Genomic DNA, 18,539 nt, shown 5'->3' with positions numbered 1-18,539 from the left:
GCCATGCTAACGGCGCGCGCTTCCGCCGCAGGGCCGCGTTCCGGTGCGGATGGGCGGCGACTGGGAGGATGGACGGATGATCATCCTGGCCGGCACGCCCATCGGCAATCTCGGCGACGCGACACGGAGGCTCGTCGAGGCGCTCGAGAGCGCCCGGCACATCGCGGCGGAGGACACCCGGGTCACCATCCAGCTGCTCCGGGCCCTCGGGATCGAGAACCGGCCGCAGCTCTACGCGCTGCACGACCACAACGAGCGCGAGCGCTCCGCCGAGCTGGTCGAGCTCGCCCGCGAGGAGGACCTCCTCGTCCTCAGCGACGCCGGCATGCCCACGGTGTCGGACCCGGGCTACCACCTCGTCGAGACGGCCGTCGCCGCCGGCGTCCGGGTGACCGCCCTCCCCGGCCCCTCCGCCGTGCTGATGGCGCTCGCCGTCTCGGGCCTGCCGACCGACCGCTTCAGCTTCGAGGGCTTCCTGCCGCGCAAGCACGGCGAGCGGGTCACGCTGTTCCGCTCCCTCGTCGACGAGCGCCGGACGATGGTCTTCTTCGAGTCGCCGCACCGCATCGGCGACTCCCTCGCCGATCTGGTCGAGGCGATGGGCCCCGAGCGCCGGGTCGTGGTCTGCCGCGAGCTGACCAAGATGTTCGAGGAGGTGCGCCGGGGCACCGCCGCCGAGCTCGCCGAGTGGGCCGCCGACGGCCTCCGCGGCGAGATCTGCCTGGTGGTCGAGGGCGCGCCCGAGCGGGAGGCCTCCCTGGAGGACGGACTCGCCGACGTCCTCGAGCGGGTCGCGGCCGGCGCGCGGCTGAAGGAGGCCTCGGCCGAGGTCGCGGAGATCACCGGACTCTCCAAGCGCGCGCTCTACGAGGCGGCCCTCGCCTCGCGTCGCGGCTGAGCCGGCCCGGGTCGCGTCCGGCACCGCTCCGTCACACAGCGGGAGGCCCCGGCGCCGAACCCTAGGATGGTCGCCATGTCCGACGGCGCCTCCTTCTATCTCACGACCCCGATCTTCTACGTGAACGACGTCCCCCACATCGGGCACGCGTACACCGAGGTCGCCGCCGACGTCCTCACCCGCTGGCACCGCCAGGCGGGCGACGACACCTGGCTGCTGACCGGGACCGACGAGCACGGCCAGAAGATCCTCCGCACCGCCACCGCGAACGGCACGACCCCGCAGGAGTGGGCGGACCGGCTCGTGCAGAACGCGTGGCAGCCGCTGCTGTCGACGATCGACATCGCCAACGACGACTTCATCCGCACGACGGAGCCGCGCCACGAGCTCAACGTGCAGAAGTTCCTGCAGAAGCTCTACGACCAGGGCGCGATCTACACCGGCGAGTACGAGGGCTACTACTGCGTGGGCTGCGAGGAGTACAAGCAGCTCTCCGACCTCGACGAGGGCACCGGCGAGTACGAGGGCCAGTACGTCTGCAAGATCCACTCCAAGCCGGTCGAGCTGCTCAAGGAGAAGAACTACTTCTTCACGATGAGCGAGTACACCGAGCGGCTGCTCGCGCTCTACGAGGAGCGCCCCGACTTCGTGCAGCCCGAGTCGGCACGCAACGAGGTGGTCAGCTTCGTCCGCCAGGGCCTCGCCGACCTCTCGATCTCGCGCTCGAGCTTCGACTGGGGCGTGAAGGTGCCGTGGGACGACTCTCACGTCGTCTACGTCTGGTTCGACGCGCTGCTCAACTACATCACCGCCGTCGGCTACGGCCAGGACGAGGCGGAGTTCGAGCGCCGCTGGCCGGCGACCCACATCGTCGGCAAGGACATCCTCCGCTTCCACGCGGTGATCTGGCCCGCGATGCTGATGGCCGCCGGGCTCGACGTGCCGAAGCAGGTCTTCGGCCACGGCTGGCTGCTCGTCGGCGGCGAGAAGATGTCGAAGTCGAAGCTCACCGGCATCGCGCCGGAGCAGATCACCGACACCTTCGGCTCGGACGCGTTCCGCTACTACTTCATGCGCGCCATCACCTTCGGGCAGGACGGCTCCTTCTCCTGGGAGGACCTCGCGGCGCGGTACCAGGCCGAGCTCGCCAATGGCTTCGGCAACCTCGCCTCGCGGGTGATCGCGATGCTGCACCGCTACTACGACGGCGTCGTGCCCGAGCCCTCGGCGCCGACCGAGGCGGAGGAGCGCGTGCAGGCGACCGTCGCGGAGGCGGCGGCCGCGGCCGACCGCTCGATCGGGACCCTCGCCATCCACGACGCGATCACCGCCGTCTGGACGATCGTCGACGAGCTGAACGGCTACATCACCGAGCAGGAGCCCTGGGCGCTCGCCAAGAGGGACGAGCGCGAGCGCCTCGGCACCGTGCTCTACACGGCGTCGGAGGGGCTGCGCGCCCTGGCCGTGCTGCTCTCGCCGGTCGTGCCCCGCGCGACCACCGCGCTCTGGGAGGCGCTCGGCGTGCAGGACGCGCTCGGCGCCCTCACGGCCCAGCCGCTCCGCGCGGCGGGGGAGTGGGGACAGCTGCCGGTCGGCACCACGGTCGGCACCCTCGCGCCGCTCTTCCCCCGCATCGAGGTCCCGGAGTCCTGAGCCGGGATCTCGATACGCCGCCTGCGGCGGCTGCTCGACCAGCATGCTGTGCTGCGGCTGCCTCGCCTGCTGGAGGAGCCCGCAGCCCGCTCCGCGGGCGCTCTCATGCTGATCGAGCAACCCGCTGCGCGGGCGTATCGAGATCCACCGTCCGCCGGCGCGGGTTCTCCGGATCCACCCTCCGGGGCCCCGCCGCCCCGCCCCGGTAGCCTGGACGCATGACCGACAGCCAGCACGTCCGCGCCCGCGAGAACACGTCCGGCCGCGACCTGACGTACCCGCCGCTGCCCGAGGCGCTCGTCGTCCCCGTCTACGACAACCACACGCACCTCGAGATCAGCGACGGCCTCGAGCCCCTGGACTACCGGGAGCAGCTCGACCGCGCCTCCACGGTCGGCGTCCGCGGCGTCGTGCAGGTCGGCACCGACGTCGAGACCAGCCGCTGGTCGGCCGAGCGCGCCGCCTCCGAGCCGCGCATGCTCGCCGCCGTCGCGATCCACCCCAACGAGGCGCCCGCCCTCGAGGAGCGCGGCGAGCTCGACGACGCTCTCGCCGTGATCGCCGAGCTGGCGACCCAGCCGCGCGTGCGCGCCGTCGGCGAGACCGGCCTCGACTTCTTCCGCACCGGCGAGAGCGGCCGCGCCGCCCAGTTCCGCTCGTTCGAGGAGCACATCCGCATCGCGAAGGAGACCGGGATCGCGCTGCAGATCCACGACCGCGACGCGCACCGCGAGGTCATGGAGACCCTCCGCCGGGTCGGCGCCCCCGAGCGCACCGTCTTCCACTGCTTCTCCGGCGACGCCGAGATGGCGCGGATGTGCGCGGACGAGGGCTGGTACCTCTCCTTCGCCGGCACCGTCTCGTTCAAGAACGCGGAGTCGCTGCGCGAGGCCCTGGTCGCCACACCGCGGCACCTGATCCTCGTCGAGACCGACGCGCCCTACCTCACTCCGGAGCCGTTCCGCGGCCGCCCGAACGCGCCCTACCTGATCCCGCACACCCTCCGCTCGATGGCCGCGACGCTCGAGACCGACGTCGGCCACCTGGCCGCCACGATCGCCTCGAACACCGAGCAGGTCTACGGCGAGTGGGGCGGCGAGGTCGGCTCGGAGCCGTCGGAGCCGGTCGGGCAGCTGGCATGACCGGCCGGCACGCCGCGAAGGCGGGGCCCGACGAGGACGCCGTCCCGAAGCTGCTCGGACCCGCCGAGATCCGCGATCTCGCCCAGCTGCTCGACGTCACCCCGACGAAGAAGCTCGGCCAGAACTTCGTGCACGACGCCAACACCGTCCGCCGCATCGTCAAGCTCGCCCGCGTGGAGCGGGGCGAGAGCGTCGTCGAGATCGGCCCGGGCCTCGGCTCGCTCACCCTCGGCCTGCTCGAGGCGGGTGCCGGGGTCGTCGCCGTCGAGATCGACGGCCGGCTCGCGGAGCAGCTGCCCCGCACCGTCCAGCTGATGGCGCCCGCCGCCGAGCTCACGGTGATCCGCGCCGACGCGATGAAGGTGCTCGAGTTGCCGGGCGAGCCCGTGCGGCTCGTCGCGAACCTCCCGTACAACATCTCGGTGCCGGTGCTGCTGCACTTCCTCGAGCACTTCCCGAGCATCCGCTCCGGCGTGGTGATGGTGCAGTCCGAGGTCGGGCTCCGCCTCGCGGCCGGCCCGGGCTCCAAGGTCTACGGCGGCCCGAGCGTGAAGGCGTCCTGGTTCGGCTCCTTCACGACCGGCGGCACCGTCTCCCGGCAGATCTTCTGGCCCGTCCCCAACGTCGACAGCGTGCTGGTCTCGTTCGAGCGCGGCGAGGAGCCGGGCGACGAGACCCTGCGCCGGGCGGTCTTCGCGGTGGTCGACGCGGCCTTCGCGCAGCGGCGGAAGATGCTCCGCCAGTCGCTCGCCGCGCTCTTCGGCGACAGCACCGCCGCGATCGCCGCGCTCGAGTCGGCCGGAGTGCCGCAGACGGCCCGCGGCGAGGAGCTCGACGTCGCGGCGTTCACCGCCCTCGGTCGGGCTCTCGACCCGGCACGTGTGCCGGTCCGTGGCGGCGCGGTGCCCGCCGCAGCGAGCGAGGACGGCGACGTCGACGGCGACGCGGAGGACGCCGACGAGAGCGCTCCCGCCGCGGACGAGCGCGGCTCCGCCACCCTGTAGCGTGGTCGCATGGCCCATCGCGCGACGACGTCGAACCGGGTCCACGCGCGAGCGCCAGGCAAGATCAACGTCTACCTGAAGGTCGGCGCCGTCCGCGAGGACGGCTACCACGAGCTCGCCACCGCCTTCCAGTCGCTGTCCCTCTACGAGGACGTCCGCGCGAGCGATGCGCCCGACTTCTCGGTCGAGTTCTCCGGCTCGATCGACACCCGCGGCCTCGCCGTCGACGGGTCGAACCTCGCGATCAAGGCGGCGCGTGCGCTCGCCCGGGCGACCGGCTACCGCGGCGGCGTGCACCTCGAGATCGAGAAGAACGTGCCGATCGCCGGCGGGATGGGCGGCGGCTCGGCCGACGCCGCCGCGACCCTGCTGGCCTGCGACGCCCTGTGGGGCACCGCCTGCACCCGCGAGCAGCTGCTCGGGATCGCCGCCGGACTCGGCGCCGACGTCCCGTTCTCCTTCACCGGCGGCACCGCGATCGGCGTCGGCCGCGGCGACGAGCTGAGCCCCGCGCTCGCCAAGGGCCGCTTCGAGTGGGTGCTCGTGCTCTCGGAGCAGGGCCTGTCGACCCCCGAGGTCTACCGCGAGCTCGACCGGCACCGCGAGCGGCACCTGCACGACTTCCGGCCGATCTCCGCGACGCCGAGCATCGACCCCAACGTCCTCCAGGCCCTGCGCGCGGGGGACGCCGCCATGCTGGCCGACGCCATGCACAACGATCTGCAGGCGCCGGCGCTGCACCTGCAGCCCGGGCTCGCGCGCATCCTCGAGCGCGGCGAGGAGAGCGGCGCCCTCGGCGGCCTCGTCTCCGGCTCCGGCCCGACGGTCGCCTTCCTCCTGCCCGACGCCGACGCGGCGCTCGACCTGCAGCTCGAGCTGACGGCCGCCCGGATGCGCGCGGTCCGCGTCTCCGGCCCGGTCCACGGCGCCCGCCTCCTCTCCACCTGACCACGCAGGTCGAGCAGCCGCCACTGCCTGCTGGTCGACTCGCCGCGGAGCGGCGCATCGAGACCCGACCTGCTGGAGACGGTGGATCTCGATACGCCCTCTTCGAGGGCTACTCGATCATCAAGAGCCGAGAGCGACTCGCCCACTCGCGCGCAGCGGCCTTCCATGCTGGTCGAGTAGCCGCGCACCGCGTATCGAGACCCCGCCCGCGGTCCGCAGAGAACGCTCGATCTCGTGGCCTAGAGTGCCGCTCATGGCCCCCAGACGAGTAGCACTGTTCGCGATCCTCACCGGACTCGTCTCGGCCGCCGTCACCCTCGCGACCGCCGAGCTCGTCGCCGTCTTCACAGGCGCCGGCGGCAGTCCGCTGGTCGCGGTCGGCGGCTTCGTGATCGACATCGTCCCGCCGGGCGTCAAGGACACGGTCATCGCCCTGTTCGGCACCGGCGACAAGCTCGTCCTCCTCGTCTCGCTCGGCCTCGCGGTCGCCCTGCTCGCGATCGCCGCCGGGCTGCTGGAGTACCGCAAGACCCCGCTCGGCGTCCTGCTCCTCGCCGCCGTCGCCGGACTCGGCGCGCTCGCGGCCGTCAGCCGGGAGGGCGCCTCCGGCATCGACGCCGCGCCGAGCGTCGTCGGCATGGTCGCCGGCGCGATGGTGCTGCGCGCCGCCTCCGCCCGCCTGCGCGCCTGGGACGAGGAGCCCGCCCAGGGCTCGACCGACCGCCGCTCCTTCCTCCGCCTGGTCGGCATCGCCGGCGCCGCCGCCGTCGTCGCGGGCGTGGGCGCGCGGGTCGTCACGGCCGCCGCCTCCGCCGTCACTGCGGTCCGCGAGGCCGTCGTGCTGCCGACCCCCGCCGCCACCGCCGCGCCGATCCCCGCGACCGGCGTCCTCGACGACATCGAGGGCATCAGCCGCTACGTCACCTCGAACGACGACTTCTACCGGATCGACACCGCGCTCTCCGTGCCGAGCGTCGACCCGGCGGACTGGTCGCTGACGATCACCGGCATGGTCGAGGAGGAGATCACCCTCACCTGGGACGAGCTGCTCGCCCTCCCGCTCGAGGAGCACCTCGTCACCCTCTCCTGCGTCTCGAACGAGGTCGGCGGCGACCTGATCGGCACCGCGCTCTGGCTCGGCTACCCGATCCGCGAGCTGCTCGCCCGTGCCCGCCCGACCGCCGGCGCCGACATGGTGCTCTCCCGCAGCATCGACGGCTTCACCGCCTCCAGCCCGCTCGAGGTGCTGACCGACGAGGGTCGCGCCAGCCTCCTGGCGGTCGGCATGAACGGCCGGCCGCTCCCGGTCGAGCACGGCTTCCCGGTGCGGATGGTCGTCCCGGGCCTCTACGGCTACGTCTCGGCGACCAAGTGGGTCACCGAGCTCAAGGTCACCACGTTCGAGGACGACGTCGCCTACTGGTCGACCCGCGGCTGGACCGAGCGCGGCCCGATCAAGGTCGAGTCGCGCATCGACGTCCCGCGCCAGGGCCAGGCCGTCCCGTCCGGCACGGTCGCGGTCGCGGGCGTCGCCTGGGCGCCGCACACCGGCATCTCGAAGGTCGAGGTGCAGATCGACGGCGGCGCCTGGCAGGAGGCGCGCCTCGCCGAGGCCGTCACCGCCGACACCTGGATCCAGTGGGTCTACGAGTGGGACGCGATCGCGGGCGACCACGTCGTCCTGGTCCGCGCCACCGACTCCGAGGGCCTGGTGCAGACCCAGGACGAGGCGCCGCCCGCCCCGGACGGCGCGACCGGCTGGCACATGCGCACCGTGACGGTCGCCTGAGCGCACCGCGTCCGCTCGTGGGGATCCGCGGAGGCGGCCCCCGGTAAACTCGGCCCCTATGGCACATCTCCTGGGCGCTGAGTCGCTCCGCCTCGAGTACCCCACGCGGGTCATCTTCGACGACGTCTCCCTCGGCATCGAGGAGGGCGACCGCATCGGCATCGTCGGCCGGAACGGCGACGGCAAGTCCACCCTCCTCCGCCTGCTCGCGCAGCGCATCGAGCCCGACGGCGGCCGGGTGACCCACCGTCGCGGCGTGACGCTCGGCATGCTCGACCAGGCCGACACCGTGGACGAGGAGCTCACCGTCGCCCAGGCCGTCGTCGGCGGCCTCGAGGAGCACGAGTGGGCCGGAGACGCGCGCACCCGCGACGTCATCGCCGGGCTGCTGCGCGACGTCCCCTGGGACGGCGTCGTCGGCGCGCTCTCGGGCGGCCAGCGCCGCCGCGTCGCCCTGGCCAAGCTGCTCGTCGGCGACTGGGACGTCGTCTTCCTCGACGAGCCCACCAACCACCTCGACGTCGAGGGCATCGCCTGGCTCGCCGAGCACCTCAAGCGCCGCTGGGCCGCCACCTCGGGCGGCCTCGCGGTCGTCACCCACGACCGGTGGTTCCTCGACGAGATCTGCACCGCCACCTGGGAGGTGCACGACCGCCTGGTCGAGCCCTTCGAGGGCGGCTACGCGGCCTACATCCTGCAGCGCGTCGAGCGCGACCGGATGGCCTCGACCATGGAGTCGAAGCGGCAGAACCTGATGAAGAAGGAGCTGGCCTGGCTGCGCCGCGGCGCTCCGGCCCGCACGGCCAAGCCCAAGTTCCGCATCGACGCGGCGAACCAGCTGATCGAGAACGAGCCGCCCGTGCGCGACTCCGTCTCGCTGTCGCAGCTCGCCGTCTCGCGGCTCGGCAAGGACGTCGTCGACCTGCTCGACGTCACCGTCCGCTACGGCGAGCGGACCGTGCTCAACCGGATCGAGTGGCGGATCGCGCCGGGCGAGCGGACCGGCGTCCTCGGCGTGAACGGCGCCGGCAAGTCGACGCTGCTCGGCCTCGTGGCCGGCAGCGTGCAGCCCACCAGCGGCAAGGTCAAGCGCGGCACGACCGTCCGCGTCGCGATCCTCGACCAGCAGCTGCGTGAGCTGACCGAGGTGCAGCACCAGCCGGTCCGCGAGATCATCGCCGAGCAGCGCACCAGCTACTCGATCGGCGGCAAGGAGATGACGCCCGGGCAGCTGCTCGAGCGACTCGGCTTCTCCAGCGCGCAGCTGTCGACGCCGGTGAAGGACCTCTCCGGTGGTCAGCGCCGTCGGCTGCAGCTGCTGCTGATCCTGCTGAGCGAGCCGAACGTGCTGATCCTCGACGAGCCCACCAACGACCTCGACACCGACATGCTCGCCGCGATCGAGGACCTGCTCGACTCCTGGCCGGGCACGCTCCTCGTCGTCTCGCACGACCGCTACCTGCTCGAGCGGGTCACCGATCAGCAGTACGCCGTGATGGACGGCGCGTTCCGCCACCTGCCCGGGGGAGTGGAGCAGTACCTCGACCTGCGCCGCGCGCTGGAGAAGGGCGCGCCCGCGGGCGGCTCGACGGGTGGGTCCGCTCCGGCTCCGTCCGGCCTCGGCGGCGCCGAGCGGCGCACCGCCGAGAAGGAGGTGTCGGCGATCGACCGGCGCCTGCACAAGCTGACGCAGCTGTCCGCCGCCGTGCACGAGAAGATGGCGACCCACGACCCGGACGACTACGACGGCATCCTGGGCCTGAACGCGAAGCTGCGCGAGCACCAGGACGAGGCGGCCGGGCTCGAGCTGCGCTGGCTGGAGCTCTCGGAGCTGCTCGAGGGCTGAGTGCGGCTCAGAACATCAGCTGAGAGGCGGTCTCATCGGCGATCGGCGAGGAGGGACGGTCTCAGCTGATGCTCCGCAGCCGGAGCGCGGCGGGCGTCAGCCGAAGTCGAGCGAGAGCTTGCGGAGCAGCTGCGCCAGCCGCTCCTGCTGCGCGTGCGTGAGGGCTCCGAGCAGCTCCTGCTCGGCGTCGACGAGCCGGGTGATCGCCGCGTCCACGCGGGAGAGGCCCGACGGCGTCATCTGCACCAGCACGCCGCGTCCGTCGTTCGGGTCGTCGAGCCGCTCGACGAGGTCGCGCTCGACCAGCCGGTCGATCCGGTTGGTCATCGTGCCGCTGGTGACCATCGTCGCCTGCAGCAGCTGCTTCGGGCTCATCCGGTAGGGGGAGCCGGCGCGGCGGAGCGCGGAGAGGACGTCGAACTCCCAGGTCTCCAGCTCCGAGCGGCCGAAGGCGCTGCCGCGCGCCCGCTCCAGCTGCTTGGCGAGCCGGCGCATCCGCGAGAAGACCTGCAGGGGGGTGAAGTCGAGGTCGGGCCGCTCGCGCACCCAGGCGTCGACGATGCCGTCCACCTCGTCATTCGCGCTCACCCGTCCATTGTGGCGGGTGCACGGACCGGGAGTCGCCGGGAGCCTCCCGGCCGAGGGCGCCACGGCGACGGCGAGGGCGGGCGGATGGCAGGATGGACGGCGCGCGCGAGCGCGGTCCGCCATGGTGTAACGGCAGCACGGCAGCCTTTGGAGCTGTCCGGTCCAGGTTCGAATCCTGGTGGCGGAGCTCGAGCACCGAGCACCGGTGCCGGACGGAGGAGCACGCGCACCATGGTCGACAGCACGCTCGCGGTGGTGATCCTGGCCGCCGGTCAGGGCACCCGGATGAAGTCCCGCACCCCCAAGGTCCTGCACCGCCTCGCCGGGCGCCCGCTGCTGGGGCACGTCCTCGACACGGCCGCCTCGCTCGACGCGGGCCACGTCGTCACGGTCGTGCGGCACGAGCGCGAGCGGGTCGCGGCCGCGGTTCTCGACCACTCGCCGGCGGCCCTCGTCGTCGATCAGGACGAGGTGCCCGGCACCGGCCGCGCCGTCGAGCTCGGCCTCGCCGCGCTGCCGGACGACTTCGACGGGACCGTCGTGGTGCTCAGCGCCGACGTCCCGCTGCTCGACGCCCCGACCCTGCGCCGCCTGGTCGACGAGCACCTCGCGGCGGCGAACGCCCTGACGATGCTCTCCTGCGTGCTCGAGGACCCGACCGGCTTCGGCCGCATCGTCCGCGGCGCCGACGGCGGCTTCGCCTCGATCGTCGAGCAGAAGGACGCGAGCGACGCCGAGCTCGCGCTCACCGAGACCAACGCCGGCGTCTACGCCTTCGACGCGGCCGCCCTGCGCGCGGTGATCGGTGCGATCGGCGTCGAGAACGCGCAGCGCGAGAAGTACCTCACCGATGCCGCCGCCGCGCTCAAGGCCGCCGGCCGCGCGATCGAGGCCGTCCCGGTGCAGGACCGCTGGCTCGTCGCGGGCATCAACGACCGCGCCCAGCTGGCGGACGCGGCGCTCGAGCTGAACGCCCGGATCGTCCGCCGCTGGCAGCTCGAGGGCGTCACGATCCAGGACCCGGCGACGACCTGGATCGACGTCGACGCGGTGCTCTCGCCCGACGTCGAGATCCTCCCCGGCACGCAGATCAAGGGGCCGACGGTCATCGCCTCCGGAGCGATCATCGGACCGGACACGACGCTCGACTCCTGCGAGGTGGGCGAGGACGCGGTGATCAAGCGCTCGGACGCGACACTGGCCGTCATCGGCGCGCAGGCGCAGGTCGGCCCGTTCTCGTTCCTGCGTCCGGGTACCGTGCTCGGCGAGCGCGGCAAGATCGGCACCTACGTCGAGACCAAGAACGCGACGATCGGCGCCGGCTCGAAGGTGCCGCACCTCTCCTACGTCGGCGACGCGACGATCGGCGAGGAGTCGAACATCGGCGCCGGCTCGATCTTCGCCAACTACGACGGGGTGAACAAGGCGTCCTCCGTCGTCGGGTCGCACGTGCGCGCCGGGTCGCACAACGTCTTCGTCGCCCCCGTTAGAATCGGTGACGGAGCGTACACGGGCGCCGGCACGGTCATCCGCAAGGACATCCCCGCCGGAGCCCTCGGCATCACCGTCGCTCCGCAGCGCAACATGGCCGGATGGGTGCAGACCCATCGTCCGGGAACCGCGTCGGCCACCGCCGCCGAGGCCGCCCAGGCGTCGGAGCCCGAGGGCACCGACCGCGCGACCGGAGGAAGCGGAGCACAGTGACGGGCATCACCGCCAGCAACAAGAAGAGCCTGGTCCTGGTCTCGGGGAGGGCGCATCCGGCACTGGCGGAAGCGGTCGCCGACGAGCTGGGCACCGAGCTGGTCACCACCGAGGGGCGCACCTTCGCGAACGGCGAGCTCTACGTCCGCTACGGCGAGTCGGTCCGCGGCGGGGACGTCTTCGTCCTGCAGTCGCACACCTCGCCGATCAACGAGTGGCTCATGGAGCAGCTGATCATGGTCGACGCGCTCAAGCGCGCCTCGGCCAAGCGGATCACCGTGGTCGCGCCGTTCTACCCCTACGCGCGCCAGGACAAGAAGGGCCGCGGCCGCGAGCCGATCTCGGCCCGCCTCGTCGCCGACCTGTTCAAGGCCGCCGGCGCCGACCGCATCATGTCGGTCGACCTGCACGCCGCGCAGATCCAGGGCTTCTTCGACGGCCCCGTCGACCACCTCTTCGCCATGCCGGTGCTGCTCGAGCACTTCCGCGAGAAGCTCGACCCCTCGACCCTCACCGTCGTCTCGCCGGACATGGGCCGCGTCCGCGTCGCCGACATCTGGAGCGACAAGCTCGGCGTGCCGCTCGCGATCATCCACAAGCGCCGCGACCCGAAGGTCGCCAACCAGGTGTCGGTGCACGAGATCGTCGGAGAGGTCAGCGGCCGCGTCTGCCTCCTCGTCGACGACCTGATCGACACCGGCCGCACCATCGCCAAGGCTGCCGAGGCCCTCAAGGCCGCCGGCGCGATCGGCGTCGTCGTCGCCGCGACCCACGCCGTCTTCTCCGACCCGGCCCGCGAGCTGCTCAGCTCCGAGTTCATCGACTCGGTCGTCGTCACCGACACCCTGCCGCTGCCGGAGGAGAAGAAGTGGGACCGCCTGACGATCCTGCCGATCGCCCCGCTGCTGGCCCGCGCGATCCACGAGGTCTTCGACGACGGCTCCGTCACCTCCATGTTCGACGGCGACGCGTAAGCCGCAGCCTGGAGACGTCCGCGCTCCGCGCGGCACATGCTGGTCGAGTAGCCGCGGAGCGGCGTATCGAGACCCGGCGTCGCCCGTGGGGCGGTCTGCAGACCCGCGTCTGAGGCCGGTGGATCTCGATACGCCCGCTGCGCGGGCTACTCGATCAGCAAGGGTGCGCGAAATGTCCGCGCAGCTGCCGCGGTCGGCGGCCTCCGGCTCGCTCCGGGAGGCGGTCGACGCCTTAGCATGAGTGAATGCGCGCGCATGGTGATATGACCCGGACGGGGGGTCTGCTGCGCGCGCCCGAGCTGTCGCAGGCGTCGGTCGCGGTCCCCGCGCTGTTCCTGGTCTGGTCGCCCGCGGCCCTCGAGGCCGGCTGGTGGCTGCTGCTGGGACTCGGGCTCGCGGCGGCGATGGCCGTCGTCGGCGCGGTCGCCGACTCCGGTCGCGAGGTGCACGACGGGCCCACGGGGGAGTGGCTCGGGCTCGCCGGTCGCGCGCTCGCGGCGTCCGCCGTCGCGCTGACCGCCGCGGACTCGGTCGTCGGCGCGAGCGCCCGCCCGGTCGCCGTGCTCCTGATCGTCGGCACGACCCTCTTCGTGCTCCGCGGGGGAGTCCTCCCACCCGGACTGGCGCGGGTGCTCCTGGGCCTCGTGCTCCTCCTCCTGCTGGCCTCGGCCGTGATCCTCGCCCTGGCGCACCCCGTCGCGACCCCGTCCGAGACGGTCATCGGCGGCGCGGAGGGCAGCGTCACGGCGGCCGCCCTCCTGCTCCTCCTCTTCGCCCCCGCCCAGACCGGCGAGACTCCGGCGCTGCGGCGGTCGCTGCCCGCGATCGGCGTCACGGCCCTCGTCGCGGCGCTGATCGGCTCCGGGCTGCTCCTGCTCGTCGGTCCGCAGGAGCTCGCCGACGTCCCGGCCTCGCTCTCCGCGGTCGCGGCCGGGACCCCGGCCGCCGCCCTGGTCGGCATCGCGGCCGTGCTCGCCACCCTCCTCGCGCTCATCGCCCTGACCCGGCGCGACGCCTCGGCGCTGGTCCGCCTGGCCGATGCGGGCGAGATCCCGAGCCCCTTCGACCACCGCAACCGCCGCACCGGGGTGCCCGCCGCGGGTCAGCTCGCCGTCTGCCTGGTGTCGGTGCTCGCGGTGGTCGTCCTCGACGCCGACGCCCTGCTCGCGTTCGCGGTCGCCGCCTCGCTGATCGCGCTGATCCTGCGCCGGCTCGACCGCGGAGTCGCCGGAGCGCGCTGGCCCGCGGTCGTCTCGGCGGCGGGTGCCCTGGTCCTCCTGCTCGCGCTGCCCTCGGCGACGGCCGCCGCGGTCGCCGTCCTGCTCGCGCTGCTGCTGATCGTCCGCGCCTTCCGGCGGTAGCGGGGCCTCAGGCGAGTGCGGCAGTCTCGACCGGGCGGCTCGGCAGCCGGAGCGCGAGCGGATCCGCGCGCACCCGCACGAGGCCGGAGCGGACGGCGCCGAGAGCGACCGCCTGATCGCCGAGCGTCGAGGGCACGATCCGCGGCGCCGGGGCGTGCACCTCGCCCACCAGGCGCTCCGAGACCGCGGCGAGCAGCGGACCGGCCGAGGCGGCCAGCGCCCCGCCGACCACGATCAGCGAGACGTCGAGCAGATTGGCGACGGTCGCGGTGATGGCGGTGAGGCGGTCGATCAGCCGCGCGACGACGGCGGCGGCCAGCGGATCGCCCGCGTCGGCGGCGGCGAGCACCTCGGCCGCTCCCGGCTTCGCCACGGCGTCGAGGAGCGACGCGGGCCGCCCCGGGACGGCCAGTGCCTCGCGGGCCCAGGTGCGCGCGAGGGCGGCGATGCCCTCCGCGGAGCCGACGCCCTCGACCAGGTCGAGGTAGCGCATCTCGCCGGTGAGCCCGCGGGCGCCGCGGAGCAGCGAGCCGCCGAGGACGATGCCGCCGCCGAGCCGCTCGCCGGAGAGCAGGGCGAGGTAGTCGTCGCAGTCGATCGCGGCCCCGCGCCAGCCCTCGGCCAGCGCGGCGAGGTTCGCGTCGTTGTCGACCACGGGCGACCAGCCGCGGCCGGAGTAGTGGTCGACGAGACCGGGGTTCATCGCGCCCCAGAAGCCGTTGTCGCCGGCGGGGGAGTGGCCGAGCGCGTCGACCGGTGCCGGGACGCCGAGGGTCAGCGCGAGCACCTCGTCGTCGGTCACGCCGGCGAGGTGGAGGGCGCGGTCGAGGATCCGGTCGATGTCGGCGACGCGGCGCTCGTGCGGGAGGTCCTCGACCCGCTCGTGGTCGACCGGCTCGACGTGCCGGACGAGGGTCTCGCCGAGCAGATCGGCGATGAAGACGCCGACGCTGTGCTGCCCGGCGTCGACGCCGACGACGACGCCGGCGCGGCGGCGCAGCGCGTATCGGCGCGCGGGGCGGCCCTTCACGTAGTCGCCGGCGGCGCGCTGGTTCTCCAGCTCCTCCAGCCAGCCGAGCTCGATCAGGTCGTCGCAGACAGCGATGACGGTCGATCGGGTGAGGCCGGTGCGCTCGATCAGGGCGGAGGCGGTCATCGCCTCGCCGGTCCAGGCGCGCTCGAGCACGTCGAGCGCGCTGCGCCGGCGCTGGAACGAGCCGGTGCTCGCGGAGAGCCTGCTGTCGGACATCTTCTCCACGCTCCCCTTGACCTCGGCCGGATCGGCTGCAACAGTACATCGCGTACTAGATCTATTACCTAGATTTAGTCACTGAAGCAACTTATCCGCAACCCGGGAGACGACGACGTGCCCCTCACCACCACCGCCCTCAGCCGGCGCACCCTCCTCACCGCGGCAACGGCCGGCGCCGCCGCGCTCGGCCTCGCCGCCTGCGCCTCCCCCTCCGGTTCGGGCGGGGTCACCGAGATCACCTTCTTCCAGTCCAAGCCCGAGGTGATCGGCTACTTCGACGAGGTCATCGAGCGCTTCCACGCCGCGCAGTCGCGGGTGCGGGTCGTGCACGACTTCTCCTCCAACCTCTCCGCCGGCTTCGTCCGCACCAATCCGCCGGACCTCGGCTGCCTCAACTACAACTTCGAGGTCGCGCGGTTCGTCGAGCGGGGCGCCCTGAGCGACCTGTCCGACATGGCCGAGGCGAAGCGGATCAATCCCGACCTGCAGCCGCTGATCGAGCAGACCGCGTCCTACCCGGGCCGCACCAGCGTGCTGCCCTACTCGCTGATGATGTCGGCGGTGCTCTACAATCGCGAGATCTTCGCCGCGCAGAACCTCGAGGTGCCGACCACCTGGACCGAGTTCCTCGCGGTCTGCGACGCGCTGACGGCCGCGGGCATCACGCCGATCTACGGCACCTACAAGGACCCGTGGACGGTCGCGCAGGGACTGTTCGACTACTCCGTCGGCGGGACCGTCGACCTCGAGGCCTTCTTCTCGCAGCTGAAGGAGCAGGGCGCCGACGTCGGTCCCTCCTCGCCGGTCTCGTTCGAGAAGGACTTCGCGGCTCCCGTCGAGCAGATGGTGCGGCTCGCCGGCTACGCGCAGCCGAACGCCGCCAGCCGGGCCTACGGCGACGGCAACCTCGCCTTCTCGAACGGCGAGGCGGCGATGTACTTCCAGGGCCCGTGGGCGCTGAGCGAGATCGCGAAGACCGCCCCGGACCTCTCGATCGGCGCCTTCCCGCTGCCGATGACGGACGACCCGGACGAGCGCCGCGTGCGGGTGAACGTCGACCTCGCGCTGTGGATCCCGGAGGCCTCGACCAAGAAGGCGGCGGCGCGCGAGTTCCTCTCCTTCCTGATGCAGCCCGAGATCATCGACGCCTACAACGCCGACAACAACGCCTTCGGCGTCACCACCGACGCCCCCGCCGTCACCCAGCCCACGCTCGTCGAGCTGCAGGAGTTCTACGACCGGGCGGCGTTCAGCCTCGGCGCCTCGCAGCTCGTGCCGCAGAACATCCCGCTGCAGAACTACGTCCAGGGCGTCGCCCTCGGGTCCGACCCCGCCGCCACGCTGCGCACGATCGACGCCGACTGGGCGCGCATCGCGTTCCGCTCCTAGACCTCCCCGACCCCCTCTCAGAGACGAGACACCATGGCCCTCTCCGCCCCCGCCCGCCCGGAGGAGCGCACCGCCGCGACTCCTCGGCCGGCCGCCGCCCCGCGACGGAAGCCGCGCGCCGATCGCACCTTCCTGCTCTACCTGCTCCCCGCGCTCGTGCTCTTCACGCTCGCGATCACCCTGCCCGCCCTGATGGGGATCTTCTTCAGCTTCACCGACTCGATCGGCTTCGGCGAGTGGAGCTTCATCGGCCTGACCAACTACGTCGCGCTGTTCTCGGACCCGGCGATCCTCGCCTCCTACGGGTTCACCGTGGGGCTCGCGCTGGTGACCGTGCTCCTGGTGAACGTCGTCGCGTTCCTCCTGGCGATCGCGCTGACCTCGCAGATCCGCGGCAAGGTCGCGCTGCGGGCCGTGTTCGTGCTGCCGATGGTCGTCTCGGGCATCATCATCGCGTTCGTCTTCAACTTCCTCTTCTCCAACTCGCTGCCCGCCTTCGCGCAGTCGGTCGGAGCGACGCCGCTGGCCGACAGCATCCTCGCGGATCCGAACCTCGCCTGGCTCGCGATCGTGATCGTGACCGCCTGGCAGGCCGTGCCCTCCGCGCTGCTGATCTACATCGCCGGCGTGCTCTCGATCCCCGGCGACGTCTACGAGGCCGCCTCGCTCGACGGCGCCTCCAGCTGGGGGCAGCTGCGCTCGATCACGCTGCCGCTGGTCGCGGGCTACGTCGTGATCAACCTCGTGATCGGCTTCAAGAACTTCCTCAACTCCTACGACATCATCGTCGGCCTGACCGACGGAGGCCCCGGAACCTCGACCCGCAGCGTCGCGATGACGATCTTCTCGGGCTTCACCAGCGGCGACTACGCCTACCAGATGGCCAACGCCACGATCTTCTTCCTCATCGCGCTCGTGATCGCGCTCGTACAGCTGCGCGTCTCGCGCGGAAAGGCGGCCTTCTGATGACCAGCCAGGTCCCCCTCGCCCCGTCCCTCCCCGGCACCCGGGCCGCCGTCGACGCCGACGCCCGTCGCGGCGGGAAGCGGCGGCGCTCGAGCCTCCTGCTCACCCTCGTCCTCGTGGTCTGCGCCCTCTCGGTGATCGGCCCGCTATGGGTCACCCTGACCATGGCCTTCAAGACCGGCGCCCAGGCGGTCGACGGCAACGCCTTCTCGATCCCGCTGCCGTTCTCGGTCGACGGCTTCGTCCAGGCCTGGAACCTGACCGACTTCCCTCGCGGCTTCGCCGTCTCGGTCTTCGTCTCGGCGATCACGGTCGGCGGCACGATCGTGCTCTCGGCCCTCGCCGCGTTCGCGATCTCGCGGAACTGGGACAAGCGCCTCTACCGCTGGTCGTTCTTCTACCTGCTCGCGGCGATGTTCCTGCCGTTCCCGGTGCTCGCGCTCTCGCAGGTCTCGCTCACCGGACTCGTCGGACTCGACAACCCGCTCGGCGTCGCCGTTCTGCACGTGATGTTCCAGCTGAGCTTCAGCGTGATGCTCTTCACCGCGTTCCTGCGCTCGCTGCCCGAGGAGCTCGAGGAGAGCGCCCGGCTCGACGGCGCGAGCACCAACCAGGTCTTCTGGCGGCTCGTCTTCCCGCTGCTCGCCCCGATGAGCGCGACGGTCGGCATCTTCGCCTTCCTCGCCTCCTGGAACGATTTCATGATGCCGTCGCTGATCACCTCGGACCCGTCGCTGCAGACGCTCCCCGTGCTGCAGAAGATCTTCCAGACCCAGTTCAGCAACGACTACAACGTCGCCTTCGCCTCCTACCTGATGGCGATGGCCCCGGCGATCATCGTCTACCTGTTCACCCAGCGCTGGGTCATGTCGGGCGTGACGCAGGGCGCCATCAAGTAGGGCTCGCGGGCCTCGGGGCGGCCGTCTGCGGCGTTGTCGTCGGTCGCCGTAGCTCCGCTACGCCTCCCTCCTCCGCCTTGCAGCCGACCACCCCGAGACCCGCGGGCTCGACTCCGGGAGGCGAGG

General features: G+C 72.3%; 15 protein-coding genes and 1 tRNA gene. 14 read left to right on the top strand and 2 right to left on the bottom strand.

The features are described from left to right. The first annotated feature begins 76 nt into the window (after positions 1-76). From rsmI to GTU73_RS14765, 7 genes are all read left to right on the top strand, one after another. The gene (gene rsmI, locus GTU73_RS14795) at positions 77-898 is read left to right on the top strand and encodes a 16S rRNA (cytidine(1402)-2'-O)-methyltransferase (RefSeq protein ID WP_160090458.1); all 822 of its coding nucleotides are present in this window, start codon (positions 77-79) and stop codon (positions 896-898) included. A gap of 75 nt (positions 899-973) precedes the next feature. After that, on the top strand, positions 974-2,551 hold the full coding sequence (gene metG / locus GTU73_RS14790; protein WP_160090457.1) for a methionine--tRNA ligase: 1,578 nt from the start codon (positions 974-976) through the stop codon (positions 2,549-2,551). Between the two features lie 218 nt (positions 2,552-2,769). Beyond that, complete coding sequence (locus GTU73_RS14785; RefSeq protein WP_160090456.1) at positions 2,770-3,693, top strand: TatD family hydrolase; 924 nt, start codon at positions 2,770-2,772, stop codon at positions 3,691-3,693. Further along, a complete protein-coding gene (rsmA, locus tag GTU73_RS14780; RefSeq protein WP_160090455.1) occupies positions 3,690-4,697 on the top strand; it encodes a 16S rRNA (adenine(1518)-N(6)/adenine(1519)-N(6))-dimethyltransferase RsmA in 1,008 nt (335 codons plus the stop codon). The genes GTU73_RS14785 and rsmA overlap by 4 nt, the downstream gene beginning before the upstream one ends. A gap of 9 nt (positions 4,698-4,706) precedes the next feature. Beyond that, positions 4,707-5,645: a 4-(cytidine 5'-diphospho)-2-C-methyl-D-erythritol kinase gene (locus GTU73_RS14775; protein WP_160090454.1), complete on the top strand. Its 939-nt coding sequence runs from the start codon at positions 4,707-4,709 to the stop codon at positions 5,643-5,645. A 253-nt stretch (positions 5,646-5,898) separates the two neighbouring features. Further along, on the top strand, positions 5,899-7,434 hold the full coding sequence (locus tag GTU73_RS14770; RefSeq protein WP_160090453.1) for a molybdopterin-dependent oxidoreductase: 1,536 nt from the start codon (positions 5,899-5,901) through the stop codon (positions 7,432-7,434). A 58-nt stretch (positions 7,435-7,492) separates the two neighbouring features. Continuing rightward, positions 7,493-9,280, top strand: coding sequence for an ABC-F family ATP-binding cassette domain-containing protein (locus GTU73_RS14765; RefSeq protein ID WP_160090452.1), 1,788 nt, complete (start codon positions 7,493-7,495; stop codon positions 9,278-9,280). A 96-nt stretch (positions 9,281-9,376) separates the two neighbouring features. On the opposite strand, the gene GTU73_RS14760 is transcribed toward GTU73_RS14765, so the two are convergent. Further along, positions 9,377-9,868 (bottom strand): MarR family transcriptional regulator, encoded by a 492-nt coding sequence (locus tag GTU73_RS14760; RefSeq protein ID WP_244231653.1) that lies wholly within the window; start codon positions 9,866-9,868, stop codon positions 9,377-9,379. 115 nt (positions 9,869-9,983) lie between these two features. Here GTU73_RS14760 and GTU73_RS14755 point away from each other — a divergent pair. The 4 genes from GTU73_RS14755 to GTU73_RS14740 all read left to right on the top strand — a co-directional run bounded on the left by GTU73_RS14755 (position 9,984) and on the right by GTU73_RS14740 (position 13,907). Further along, a tRNA-Gln gene (locus GTU73_RS14755) sits at positions 9,984-10,055 on the top strand. Between the two features lie 44 nt (positions 10,056-10,099). Next, positions 10,100-11,572: a bifunctional UDP-N-acetylglucosamine diphosphorylase/glucosamine-1-phosphate N-acetyltransferase GlmU gene (gene glmU, locus GTU73_RS14750; protein ID WP_160090450.1), complete on the top strand. Its 1,473-nt coding sequence runs from the start codon at positions 10,100-10,102 to the stop codon at positions 11,570-11,572. Then, on the top strand, positions 11,569-12,546 hold the full coding sequence (locus tag GTU73_RS14745) for a ribose-phosphate diphosphokinase (RefSeq protein WP_123447631.1): 978 nt from the start codon (positions 11,569-11,571) through the stop codon (positions 12,544-12,546). Before glmU ends, GTU73_RS14745 begins: the two co-directional genes overlap by 4 nt. Before the next feature lie 263 nt (positions 12,547-12,809). Further along, on the top strand, positions 12,810-13,907 hold the full coding sequence (locus tag GTU73_RS14740; RefSeq protein WP_160090449.1) for a hypothetical protein: 1,098 nt from the start codon (positions 12,810-12,812) through the stop codon (positions 13,905-13,907). 7 nt (positions 13,908-13,914) lie between these two features. Here GTU73_RS14740 and GTU73_RS14735 read toward each other — a convergent pair whose 3' ends face one another. After that, positions 13,915-15,156 carry an ROK family protein gene (locus GTU73_RS14735; protein ID WP_160090448.1) on the bottom strand — a complete coding sequence of 414 codons (1,242 nt, stop codon included), beginning with the start codon at positions 15,154-15,156 and terminating at the stop codon, positions 13,915-13,917. Positions 15,157-15,273: 117 nt separating this feature from the next. On the opposite strand from GTU73_RS14735, the gene GTU73_RS14730 reads away from it, so the two are divergent. The 3 genes from GTU73_RS14730 to GTU73_RS14720 are packed head-to-tail and all read left to right on the top strand — an operon-like array spanning position 15,274 to position 18,413. Continuing rightward, positions 15,274-16,548, top strand: a complete 1,275-nt coding sequence (locus GTU73_RS14730; protein ID WP_160090447.1) for an extracellular solute-binding protein — start codon at positions 15,274-15,276, stop codon at positions 16,546-16,548. A 33-nt stretch (positions 16,549-16,581) separates the two neighbouring features. Then, positions 16,582-17,514 (top strand): sugar ABC transporter permease, encoded by a 933-nt coding sequence (locus tag GTU73_RS14725; protein ID WP_160090446.1) that lies wholly within the window; start codon positions 16,582-16,584, stop codon positions 17,512-17,514. Then, on the top strand, positions 17,514-18,413 hold the full coding sequence (locus tag GTU73_RS14720) for a carbohydrate ABC transporter permease (RefSeq protein ID WP_160090445.1): 900 nt from the start codon (positions 17,514-17,516) through the stop codon (positions 18,411-18,413). The genes GTU73_RS14725 and GTU73_RS14720 overlap by 1 nt, the downstream gene beginning before the upstream one ends. Positions 18,414-18,539 lie beyond the last annotated feature (126 nt).

This window comes from Rathayibacter sp. VKM Ac-2804, assembly GCF_009866655.1.
Taxonomy (GTDB): Bacteria; Actinomycetota; Actinomycetes; order Actinomycetales; family Microbacteriaceae; genus Rathayibacter.
Note: the sequence above shows the minus strand (reverse complement) of the source record. Positions and strands in the feature narration are given on the sequence as shown.